The organism is Flavitalea sp. (genome assembly GCF_035489435.1).
GTDB lineage: Bacteria > Bacteroidota > Bacteroidia > Chitinophagales > Chitinophagaceae > DATHKG01.
On sequence record NZ_DATHKG010000181.1, the window covers coordinates 71,366 to 84,079 of the forward strand.

The 12,714-nt window shown below is 40.3% G+C and carries 8 protein-coding genes; 1 reads left to right on the forward strand and 7 read right to left on the reverse strand.

What is annotated here, in order from left to right:
- Positions 1–343: 343 nt before the first annotated feature.
- Together VK664_RS28835 and VK664_RS28840 are read right to left on the reverse strand one after the other, a co-directional pair.
- The gene (locus tag VK664_RS28835) at positions 344–895 is read right to left on the reverse strand and encodes a DUF6691 family protein (protein ID WP_461402205.1); all 552 of its coding nucleotides are present in this window, start codon (positions 893–895) and stop codon (positions 344–346) included.
- A gap of 48 nt (positions 896–943) precedes the next feature.
- Positions 944–1,504, reverse strand: coding sequence for a YeeE/YedE family protein (locus VK664_RS28840; RefSeq protein WP_461402206.1), 561 nt, complete (start codon positions 1,502–1,504; stop codon positions 944–946).
- 805 nt (positions 1,505–2,309) lie between these two features.
- Between VK664_RS28840 and VK664_RS28845 the strand changes: the two genes are divergently transcribed.
- A complete protein-coding gene (locus VK664_RS28845) occupies positions 2,310–3,581 on the forward strand; it encodes a polysaccharide lyase (protein WP_461402207.1) in 1,272 nt (423 codons plus the stop codon).
- 947 nt (positions 3,582–4,528) lie between these two features.
- Here the strand turns inward: VK664_RS28845 and VK664_RS28850 are convergent.
- From VK664_RS28850 to asnB, 5 genes are all read right to left on the reverse strand, one after another.
- On the reverse strand, positions 4,529–7,204 hold the full coding sequence (locus VK664_RS28850) for a T9SS type A sorting domain-containing protein (RefSeq protein ID WP_461402208.1): 2,676 nt from the start codon (positions 7,202–7,204) through the stop codon (positions 4,529–4,531).
- Between the two features lie 51 nt (positions 7,205–7,255).
- A complete protein-coding gene (locus VK664_RS28855) occupies positions 7,256–8,320 on the reverse strand; it encodes an exopolysaccharide biosynthesis polyprenyl glycosylphosphotransferase (RefSeq protein ID WP_461402209.1) in 1,065 nt (354 codons plus the stop codon).
- A 178-nt stretch (positions 8,321–8,498) separates the two neighbouring features.
- The gene (locus VK664_RS28860) at positions 8,499–9,566 is read right to left on the reverse strand and encodes a DUF354 domain-containing protein (protein WP_461402210.1); all 1,068 of its coding nucleotides are present in this window, start codon (positions 9,564–9,566) and stop codon (positions 8,499–8,501) included.
- Positions 9,567–9,710: 144 nt separating this feature from the next.
- Positions 9,711–10,685, reverse strand: coding sequence for a glycosyltransferase family 4 protein (locus VK664_RS28865; RefSeq protein WP_461402211.1), 975 nt, complete (start codon positions 10,683–10,685; stop codon positions 9,711–9,713).
- 80 nt (positions 10,686–10,765) lie between these two features.
- Positions 10,766–12,637, reverse strand: a complete 1,872-nt coding sequence (asnB, locus tag VK664_RS28870) for an asparagine synthase (glutamine-hydrolyzing) (protein ID WP_461402212.1) — start codon at positions 12,635–12,637, stop codon at positions 10,766–10,768.
- Between the last annotated feature and the right edge of the window lie 77 nt (positions 12,638–12,714).

Here is a 12,714-nt window from a genome sequence, read left to right on the forward strand (position 1 = left end):
CTAAGACTGCTCCTATAAAGGTTTGCAATCGTGTTACTATGTTCGGTTAAAAACCTTGACCGCTCGTTATTCGAATTTGAGGATGATGATAATGTAAAAGCCAACACCAGGGTAAAGAAACTAATAATCACGCTGAATAACCCCGCAGTATGCCAATTCTCCTGACGGTTTCCAACAAGTCGTTTTGATAAAAGATAACCAATTGCGATAAAACATATCAGTATTGCCAGAAAGATGGCCGGAAAAAAAATTGAATCTAGTACTCCCTGAAACAATGTTTTCGATTTTAGATTAGAATCAAATAAACATTTACTGCCTCCTGGTACATAAAACTACTCTCCTGTCAGTGCGGTAACCTTTCTCTGAAAAATCCATAAGTCCAGGTACCGGCAATAGCGCTAAGAATAATAACAAAAACCACAAATGCTCCTATGCCAATCTGTGCAAATAATGGCCCCGGACAAGCCCCTGTCATCGCCCAGCCCAAGCCAAACATTAAACCTCCGATTACCTGGCCCTTGTTAAACTTTTTTGCCCGAAAAAGGATCGGTTCACCATAGATGGTTTTTATATTGAATTTCTTTATTAATGCAACCGACAGCATACCGGTTAAAACCGCAGTTCCTATCACTCCATACATATGAAAGCTCTGGAGTTTAAACATTTCCTGTATTCTAAACCAGGAAATAATCTCTGCTTTCACGAATACTATTCCAAATATGATACCTACCATGGAGTATTTTAAATTATACCACAGGGGATGTTGTTTTTCAGATTCATTCAAACAAATAGTGTCCAGGGATCGCACTTCAAAATCTGTCTCAGCAATCTCCTTTGCAATACCCACCGGTGTGGATTTAAGTTCTGTGGGCATATAGGTCTCAAAATTATCCATCGTTGAAATATTATTTTCCTGGTCCTTTTTATAAACTCAGTATATTTTTTATAAACTCAGAATATATGGCAGTAGCAGGTTAGACATAGTAAAACCTCCAATCATAAAACAAATGGTAGCAACCAGGGAAGGAAACTGCAAATCACTTAAACCTGTAATTGAATGACCACTGGTACAGCCGCCTGCATATCTTGTTCCAAAGCCAATTAAAAATCCCCCAAGAACCAGCATGATGAAACCTCTTAGTGTAAACAGGGATTCAAAATTGAATAATTGCCTGGGTACCATTGAACTGAAATCATTGATACCATAAGCTGCGAGTTCTGCTTCAAGCTTTGGATTTACAACAATAGGTGCCGGGTTATTTAGCATTGATACAGCTATGACTGCCCCGGCCAATATTCCTCCCACGAAAAAGAAATTCCATATTTCCTTTTTCCACTCATATTTGAAATACCTGATCCCGGCAGGAAAACATGCTGCACATGCATGCCGGAAATTTCCAGAGATACCGAAATGTTTGTTCCCCAGTATAAGCAATGCGGGGACTATTAAGCCTATGATTGGCCCGGCTACATACCAGGGCCAGGGATGCTTTAGAATTTCCATCTTTTCAATTTACAAGCAAAAATCGGTGAAAAAATTCATTGGTTCTGAAACCCATTTACCAGAAGTTGCATTTACCAGAAGCTGAAAGAATAAATCCTGTTATAAGCAGAACATTTGCATCAACTGCGATAATAATTGATTTCAGTCAATCCCCTGGGAATTTTAAGATTATATGTCAGGCACATTAATATCTAATATTTTATTTAATATCTATTATTCCATGTTCTCTAAAGCCAAGGACTTTAGAGCATAACTCCGTTAGTAGTTTAGCGTATCCTCCATGTTCTCTAAAGCCAAAGCTTAAGAGCATATCTCTGTAATCAATTTAGCGTATCGTTTAGCGTAAGTAATCCTATATAATAAATTTACGGTTCCTCCAAACTAAAAAAAACTATTTCTTTTTTTTCATTTAAAGAGGCAGAGAGCAACAGAAAGAGGCAGAGAGCAACAGTTTTCAAAAAGAAAAGAGATTAGAAGTGATCGAAATCAAGTTTGACAGTGATTGTAATCAAGTTTGTCAATCATTGGTCTCTATGGCACCATATTTGCAAAAAGTCTGAAGATATTTTAGAAAGGCGATTCGGTTAGAGATTGACGATAAATTCCACAGGCAGGCTTACTCCGCGACTATATATAACATCTATTTGCTTACCAACAAAAAATCATCTCAGTTAAACACAAAAACTATTTAGTTAATCATTAGAATCCACTTAACCACAAAAATTCAATTTCTTAACAAAAAAATCCAATTTCAATGAAAAAATGCAGGAAATTGCCTTGCAAAGTCATGCCTATGCTTGGGCCAATGCTAGTATTATCAGTCTTATTTTCGTGTAACAAAGCAGATCTACAGGAACCACTTTCTAGCGAAGAAAATGAAACAGCCATCTCTTCTTTAAGTGCAACATCTCTAAGTAAAAACATTTTGTACAGTGAAACGTTTGAAGGCAGCAACCCCTTCGCGAATCTGAATACACAATTTGAAACATCATATGCTTTCACTGTAGCCAGCAGCCCCGTATTTCAAGGAAGCAAAACCGGACGTTTTGAATTAAGGGATACTGATCCTGAAAACAATGGCGGCACTCGTACAGAAGTTGTGTTCCCGGTTGCTACGAACCTGAATCGTTGGTATAGTTTTGCAGCTTATTTTCCTTCGTCTGATTTCAAACCTGATTCAGGAGATGAATTAATAGGACAATGGAAGCAACATGAACACGGAACTAGCAGCGCGATCAGTTTACGGATTAAAGATGATCGTTTCCGCCTGAATATCATCCCTACATACAAAGGCACCTCTGAGAAGATTGATCTGGGACCGGTTACTAAAGACAAGTGGTTAACTTTTGTTTTTCATGTAAAGCATTCAGGTGGTTCAGATGGCTTAGTTGAATTATGGCTTAACGGACAACAAATCATCAACCGATCCGGCTCTAATATGTATAAATTGAGCAGTGAAAGTGGCCTGACAAATCCTGAGTGGAAAATTGGAATCTATAAATCAAACTGGAATGGTTCACAAACAACTGAGACCAGCAAAAGAGTTTTATTTTTTGATGACATAAGATTGGGCAATGAAAACGCAACTTTAGGGGAAATGGCGCCAACTCCTAACGGCGGCTCATCTGGGACACCAGCTCCGACACCTACTCCTACTCCTACGCCTACTCCTACTCCAACGCCAACCCCGACACCAACTCCAACCCCTGGTCAATCTCCTATTACAGGCTTTACTTTAGTTAGTGCTCATACAGAAAAAGATATCAGTACTATTGCAAATGGAGCTACCATCAGTCTGGCAACAATCGATGTTGATAAATTGAACATCCGGGCAAACACATCTGGTACTGTAGGAAGTGTGAAATTTGAATTAAGCGGTACGCAAACAAAACAATATAGCGACAGCAACCTTCCTTTTTCTTTGCATGGTGATGATGGAAAAAGCAACTACTTTTTTGATAATTGGAATCCACCAGCATTAGGCAAATACACTATTAAAGCCACTCCTTATTCCGGAGCAAACGGCGGCGGTACAGCAGGTACGCCATACACTATTAGTTTCACTTTTGTGAAATAAAAACTTCATAATAAAACAATCGAGTAGGAAGATAGCGGACTTTCAGTCCGCTATCTTCCTCTCACACCACCGTACGTACCGTTCGGTATACGGCGGTTCCTTAATTTAGTTACCTTGCATCCAGGTAACAGTCCGTCAGGAACAAGTATCCCCTTTCTCTGAGCCGCTCATTAGTTACGGACGTAGACAGGATCCAACTATTGGCAATATGCCAGTAGCCTTTCCTCGTATTCGCATACTCCCAGGCTTTGGACTTGGCTATGCCAAGTTTGACGAGATTGGTTTGTTTGGTGCTCGTTCGTTTCCACTGTTTCCAGAACACCATCCTAAGTCTTCTGCGGTACCCACATAGTCTTCGGGTTCCGCCCTATTTTTCTGTAGGTAGCTATCTTGCGATATTTGCTGCTTTCTACCTTGCATCTGGTAACATTCATTTACTGCTTACTTCTTAAGGTTCAGCCCTTCCAACATATGTCGCATGTTGTACTATGGCCTCGGCTGACTTCTCACAGCAAATCTTGTTTCAACCGCGCTTCATACATATTGTTTTCACGCGTCTGTGAGATCTCCCATGGTAAGACGATAAACCTTCATTCCATATACACGCGCCATTTACATCGTTATGTCCGTGTAATCTTTGGACTTCGCTTTGTTTAGCAAGCTCATCCACACAACGGCTGCCTGATGGTGTTAGTGTTCCTCGCGCCGGAACTTTGCCTCGAAGCTTCCTTCAGATTCCACCTCGCGGTGGACACCCTTGCTCTTGGCTAATGGTTGGTGATTACCAACCCCCATAACGGACTCGCACCGTCAAGTTTATCGCCATGCATGGCGCACTAAAAAAGGCTGTCTCAATTTAGATTTGAGACAGCCTCTTTTATTTGTACAATCCCGATTTTTTTATGCCAGGATAAACAGTTGAACCGGATGCAATAACAGTCTCAACTTTATTCTTTCACCACTTTTAAGACTTTTGTTTCATTACCGGTTTGTATACTTATCATATACAATCCTGCCACCAGGCGAGTCCCATCGATTTTGACATTCTTTGCGACATTGGCATGGGCCGTACCTTCATCAACCTGGGATATCAGGGCACCACTACTGTTATAAAATTTAATAGAGTATTTCTCAGTCTGTGGCAATGTGAACCTGAAAGTAGCTTCGTTAGAAAATGGATTTGGAAAAACCGTTGCCTCTATGCTTTTAGCTGTTAGATCACTTCTGGCCATAGAAGTATTTTTTATTTTGGCTCTGCCAGCCAGCTGGGGTGGGTCAATAATATAGAATTCGCCTGAACTAAACCCACCTGTTATCGGGTTACCGAAAGCATCAACAACGTCTGTTCCATTATTCTTGAGATCCAGGCGCAATGTGCCGGTTCCGGTAAGGGATGTAACTGTTACAGTATAATTAGCACATACCCCCAGAACGTTGGTGATGATTCCATTAGCTGTTCCCCCGATGGTTAGTGAAAAGTCTGATGTATTCACTCCATTGACCGCTTCAGAGAAGTTAACTGCAAAGACCACTGTAGTTGCCGTAGTGTTTTGTGTGGTCGGTGAAGAACGAAGTATACCTGACACTGATGGTGGCGTTACATCACCTGGTGAAACATTATAGGTTTCTCCGCTCGTGAAGCCTCCAGTGATTGAATTACTGGCCCCATCTACAATGCCGGTTCCACTGCTATTAAGATCCAGCCGCAAACTACCTGTACCTGTGATATTGCTGACAGTAACAGTATATGCTGCTCCGGAGCCGGACACACCACTGACGCTACCAGCGGCTGTTCCCCCGGTTGACAGTGTAAAATCTAATGCATCCACTCCATTGACCGCTTCGGAGAAATTGACCGCAAAGACTACCGTTGTCGCCGTGGTATTTTGTGTCGTAGGTGAAGAGCGAAGTATATTCGAAACTGATGGTGAGGTAAAATCACCGGGTGAAACATTGTAGGTTTCTCCGTTCGTAAAGCCACCCGTTATGGGATTACTGGCCCCATCTACTATACCGGTTCCACTTGCGTTCAGATCGAGCCGCAAACTACCAGTACCTGTGATATTGTTAATAGTAACAGTATATGCCGCTCCGGAACCCGACACATTGCTGATGTTGCCGGCAGCTGTTCCCCCGGTTGTCACTGTAAAATCTGATGCATTTACGCCAGTTACCGATTCGGAGAAGTTGACGGCAAAGACCACTGTCGTCGCAGTTGTATTTTGTGTTGTCGGTGAAGAACGAGGGATACCTGAAACTGATGGAGGAGTTACATCACCCGGTGGACCATCTGATGCCAATACGCTCACTATCTGCCGGGGGCTTCCCTGGTCAGTTGCCACGATTGCGACGTCAGGGTTATAGGTTTGATGGGTACTGGATGAAAAATTATAGTTTGCTGACGGGCCACCCATTAATACTGTCGGAGCAGTAAAAGAGATGTTGGAAACAGGAGATTCTTTATAAAGAATACGGCCACCGTTTGAAAGGCTTGTGTATACTATTTTGAGTTTCCCTAATACATCATTCAACAAAACTATAGCCTGGCTACCTTCCCCAATCGTCACCGGATAAAGGTTATCCCAGGTGCCATTCGGACGACGTACCAATAATATGAGCTCTGGAAGGTTAACATTGTTATAACTGGTTTTGGCAACACAGTAAAGTGTACCATTACTTGACAGCGTTAAATTCATATGATCATCCGCCATGCGGGGATTGCCTGGAATGGCTGACTGGGAAGCAGGTCTTTCATCTGCGGTCCAGGTGTTAGGATTATCGCCATCGGTATGGGTCCTAAAACCAAAAAGACCCGTGTTTTGATTTGACCAAAAAACACCGATTTTACCCTGGAGTTTGGTAACTGCTGAGATATCATCACTAGATACTCCTGATGCTATGTTAATAGAAGCACTCCAGGTATTGTATGGCGAATCACTCCACCATACCTGGATGTCATTTACTGCATCTGCGGCCACCCACATCCTGCCTGTTCCATCTATAGTAAGTGTGGCCGCTTCCACACCACTTGGAAAAGTTACGTTTGTCGGGGAAGGTCTTCCACCCCAATTTTTATAAGTATTGGTTGCAGGATCATACTGCAGAGTTGCGATTGCATTAGCGCCTGAACCTTTAAACATTAAGACATGAACAAGATCGCCGACATTCCAACAATCAGTTCTGCTGCCAGACGTCGCAAGTCGCAATATTGGCGTCCAGGTAGTTCCATCCAGCCTGAATATCCATGTCCCTCCGATAGTTGGCGGAAGCGCACACCACCATTGCCCCGCATACCACCATGTTTTTGCCTGGGGCTTATGTTGCGTATCTATACCCCCGATCTGGATAGGGTCGAGTGTGGTGATAGCATTAAAAGGAGGTCTGGGACTGGCATTTATTCCCGGAACTCCCATTGGAAAACCTGGACCACCGCTATAAACCGGCTCGTCATCTTCATGTGTATTGAGTCCCAGATTGTTCAGCCAGTATGTTAAATTATGATTATCCCGGAGATCTGGATAATTATCAAAAGAAGTCAGTGAACTTGCTATTCTGATATCATTTTGTGCAAAAGAAAAAAATGCACTTAGGCAGCACAGGTACGAAAAAAAGATCTTTTTCATAAAATAAAAATTAAGTGAGTATTCACGTTTCTATTACAAAAGCGAAAAATTCTAAAAAGCACCGTGACCAGCTTTTTTACCAAAAACTGTCAATAAAATAATTTTTATATCCAGCCAAAACGACCAGTGTTTTATATACCATAAATCATGTAGGGTACGTTGTCTTTTTTGCTCTTCTGTATCGGTTGGACCTCTCCATCCATTTACCTGGGCCCATCCGGTTATACCCGGTCTCACATAATGCCTGATCATATACCTGGTTACACAACCCTGCAATTGCTCATTCAGATATCGCCGGTGCGGCCGGGGGCCAACAACACTCATGTGTCCTTGTAGAACATTCACAAACTGTGGGAGTTCATCTAAACTATACTTCCTTAGAATTTTTCCGAAACGGGTCACCCTGGGATCATTTTTTGATGTTGAAAGCTTGCCACCTGATGATTCGTCATTTTCCCTCATGCTTCTGAACTTAAATAACTTAAAAGGCTTGCCCCCCTTCCCGATCCGTATGGGACAATAAAGAGTCGGCCCGGGTGACTCCATTTTTATAAGCAACACAAGTAGAAAAAGTAATGGTGAAAGAAAAAGCAAAACGAAGGCAGCAAAGATTTTATCAAAGCAATTTTTAAAGAAAGAACCATATACCGAATCCATGGGCGATTTATGAATGCTTAACGCATCTATCTGCCCAAACCTTGTAACCTGATAATCTGTACCGAATAAATCATCATAGCCTGGTATGTATTTAACGCGGATTCCATAGTAGTCCGCAGCTGATAAAATGTTTTGTATTTTCTGAATTGGTTTACCAGGTAAAGCAATAACTATCTCGTCTACTACATTATCTTTTAAAAAGTCATTTATATTTTGCAAATTTCCTATCACCATACTTCGTTCAACAATACATTCCTCATTATTTGTGCAATTAATAAAACCCTTGATTTCATATCCATTGACTTTATGTGCCATCAATTGCATCTCTACCTTCTTTGCCATAATGCCGGTTCCGGCAATTAATGCATACTTGACATTTTTATTTCTTTTTAAAGGGTTAAATGACAGTTTACTTCCTACTGAGCTGACTAAAGGGCCTGTTGGTTTTGCACTGATCATAAAACTAAATTGAGGGGTTTAAGAAAGATTGTCTGATTCAATCCGAAAGTGGATTCCGCTGTTCTCGAAGAATTGTTACGATAGCGATGAGACCGCCTTTGATTTTTCTGTAGTATCCCGTCGCCGGGAAACATAGCACGAAAGCCACATCTTGTGTAGCCTGAAGGATATTTCAACTTCAGACCAGACTTTTTACATAAGAAGAAGGGTTTTCTTCATATTTCATCACTTCATTTATCATAAACTCAGTTGTATCTATACAGTCACCGCGTAGCTTTTCACTTCTATCGCTATATTCTTTCTTTGCAGATTTGTCTTTTATTATTTCTAAGCCTCTTTCAATTGCAAGCTCCTGTTCCCGCTCACTATCGCCAAAATTGTAAACTAAGCCATACCTATTTTCCTGATCTTCCAGATATCCAAGTTGATTAAAACTGATACGGATAGCAGGCGTGCCTAATATAGCTGCTTCCGACGCCATAGAACCGCTTTCACCGAATAAAAGCGAACTATAGTATAAAGCATCATGCATTTTATTGAAAGGGATACTTATTCTGAATTCTTCCAGGTCTCCTGGCAATTCTACTTCAGAAGAAATAAAAACCTTTGCCCACCTGGACAATTCAAGAACTGCCTTTATTTTATTTTGCAAACTCATACCGGAATGGCCAAAATCATGGGTGGCATTCCAGGACACAAATCTCACAATAACAAATTTTTCTGAATCTTTGATGCCGAGAATTTCAATTATTGATGGATCAGGTTTATAATAATTGGAATGCAGATAAGCCAGTTCCATATAGCCCTGGAACCTGATATGCTTTTCGCCCAAATCGATCTTATAACAACCCGGAGTAAAGACCTTCGTTGCAAAAGGAACGGTAAGCTTGTGATGTAGTCTTGCATGCTCTGTGTCACTAAACACTAAGGAGGTTTTATTTAATATCTTTGCAACCTGTGACGGATAAGGATGAAGAAAATTTAAGAAAAGGTCAATTTTTAGTTTTCTTGCAATCTTTAAAAGCATGAAATCCGCATAGATCAGGTATATCAGTTTAGCAACTTTCCCTTTTTTCCCCTTACCCCTGTCCAGGAATGGGATATTGTATAATTGAAGAAGCTTATGTTCCATTTCCTTATTCCTGGAAACACAATAGACATTGTGCCCACGTGCTACCATAAGCTTATAAAAATTCCGAAAATAATGAACATGGGACGGGTGATTGATATCGATCAATATTCTCATTACAGATCTTAAGTTTAGAAAAATAAAAATTGATTACCTGAGTTATTTAAGGCTTCTTAACAATGGCACAATCTTTAACCGAAACACTATTTTAAGTATAAATTGTCGCTCAAATCCGGCACACGGATTTATACGCATGGCTCATCACTCATTCCTTAATACTTTATTATAAACGGCGATCACTTTTTTTGCAATACAGTCTTCATCAAGACCTAGCTTTACCAGTCGGTTTGCACCATCAGTTCTACCTTTTGTTACTGCAAAATTTAATGCCAATCTTAATTTGGCAGAAAACTCATATACGTTGAAAGAGGAAATATAACATCCCTGTGTTTCTCCTATTACCCATTTTACATCACCGGTATTTGTAGCCACAATTGGACAATTACATGCCATTGCTTCCTTAACAACATTGGGAGAGCCTTCCATCAACGAAGGGACCGCAAGTACATCTGCAACGCATAACAAAGCAGGCACATCAGCATGTTTTACAGGATATGGATTGACTAATTCCACATCTGGCAGTTTCAACAGATTTACGGCCTTTTCTACCAGGTGATAATTTTTTCTTACTTCTGCTTTATTTCCAAGGAAAAGAATAATTCTTTTTTCTTTTGAAAAATGTGCAGACTTATTAATTAATGGCTGCGGCCGGAATTCTTCGATATCAATCCCGTTTGGAATAATGTAAGACCTGCTTTTTAACAATACATATTTCTCAATGTTTTGTGACTTGGAAATGATTGCTTTCACAAAAGGCTGTATAAGCAGAGTGAAAAGAGTGAATAATCTGCTGCTAATGCGAACTGTATTTACGCCAATGTAAGCGCCATACGCATCATCACCCATAAGCGATAAAACAACAGGCACTCTCCTGGTTCCGAGTACAGCGGTCCAGCCGGAAAGCGCAAAATGCGCATGAATTAAATCATAGCTCCGTTGTCGCAAATGGAGGCGAAGTCTTATGGCCGCCTTCAGATACCCAAAAATACCTTTCCCGACAATGGGAAAATAATCAACATCAATCCCTTTTTTTATAAGAGACTCACCTTGTTGTTTAATAAAAGGAGCAATACCTAATTTCTTGTTGTTGCCACTGCAAACAAAAAGCACTTTCATAAAATATATTAGGGTAGATAAAGTTTTTGAAATACTTCTTTTGAAATCTCCCGAAATAAACCATCGTTGTCTTTCAGAATCTAGATATGAACAGGTTCCTTTCTTTTAGCGGTCAAAAAATAAGTGCTCATAATCAGTATCAGTTCCTTTTCCCGATTTCCAAATTGCGCATGCTCATTAACCAATCCTAAAATCTTTTTCCTATCAAATATTCTCCAAAAAAGCTTATTGTCATTAATGACAAACCATTCTTTTATTTCTTTAGAATGATTTTTAAGATATGATTTTGAAGGAGCATGAAATGCTAACTTTTTGCGATGAATCATCTCCCCTGGAAGATACTCCTTCGCAAAGGTTTTGTGTATGATTTTGCTATTTTTGAAACCAAACTTATTTGCTCTGGGCAAAGACTCAATAAAAGCTACCAGATCATTATCCAGCATGGGAACCCGACACTCAAGGGCGAAATGCATAGTAATTTTATCGGTATATTTCAGAAGCGTTTCGGGCAATTTAGTTCTTGTGTCAAGATATGGATATAGACTACTTCTACGATTTGGCAGGTTTCTTCTGGAACTTAAACTTTCATGAAAACAATTCACGGCAGCATCATGGTTCGAAGAAATCCATTCGGCTTCCTGTTTGTTTAAAAGTTTAGCTATATCATGATTGCCAAACAGGCTATTAAATTCAAAATAAGCATAAAGATCATCTGATGTTCCTGAGGTGGATAATATCCTTCGCAAATTTTGGTTTCCGGTATGCCTTGAGCAAAAGCGGAAAAATCCCTGTAGAAAGTTTGCTGATGACAATAACTCAATAACCGGCAAAGCCTTATATTTTCTATATCCACCTAATGGTTCATCAGCGCCCTGCCCGCTCAGCACAACTTTTACTTTTGAAGAGGCTAATTTTGAAAGCGTATACATAGATAATATCGAGCCTGAGTCAACCGGCTCTTCGACAATATTGACAATTTGTTCGAACTGATTCAAAAAATTGCCAAACTTTACTTCTGCACAATAGTGATCCAAATTCAGATAAGCGGCAGTGATTCTTGCGTTTTCTCTTTCATCAAGTTCTTTATCATCGAATCCAACAGTAAAGGCCTTAATACTTTTTACTTTTGATCTTGCTATTGCAGCTATAAGAGATGAATCAACGCCGCCACTTAACAAAATACCCACCTCAACATCCGAAAGCAACTGCCGTTCGACTGCTTTTTCAAGCAATTGGCCATATTCTGTTACCAGTTGTTTACTCGTTGTATTAACCGGCACTTTTCGCTGATCTAAGTCAGCAAAGTATTTTTTTGTTAGTGAAAGACTATCGCCAATATTTATTTCAATGTATTGCCCAGGCTCTACTTTAAATATGTTTTTGAACAGAGTGGCAGCTCCAGGAACATGGCGTAATGCCAATGCAGATGTGATAGAACTTGTCGAAAATACTTGCCTTATCCTGTCGACTATAGGTCTTATTTCGGATGAGAAAATTACCTTACCTTCTTCAAAATAATAATACAGCGGTTTTACTCCAAAACGATCCCTGACCAGGTAAAGCTTTTGATTTTCAATATCCAGGTAAGCAAATGCGAAAATGCCGTTGAGCTGAGAAAGTGAGTACTCCGTACAAGACAGTCTGCACAAATTAACAAGCGTCTCAGTATCCGAATGGCCGCGGAAAGGCAGGTCATACATCAGCTCGCGCAATTCTGCATGATTATATATTTCCCCATTAAAGATAATTATGCCCTGCCCGTCGGAAGATTCCATTGGCTGACTACCATTGGCACTTAAATCCAATATCGAGAGCCTGTGATGAAATAACCTGACAACATGATTATTAATAATCATTTCTCTGGCACCGAACTCATCCGGGCCTCTATGCCTGATTAACTGAACTGTCTCATCTGGCATATAACAATTGATACTACCGACAATTCCGCACATTGTATATGTTTGAAGTTTAAGATTGTTAAACACCCTCAAAAAATCGCGTTGAAAAATAACCATAGCTGTTGATGATA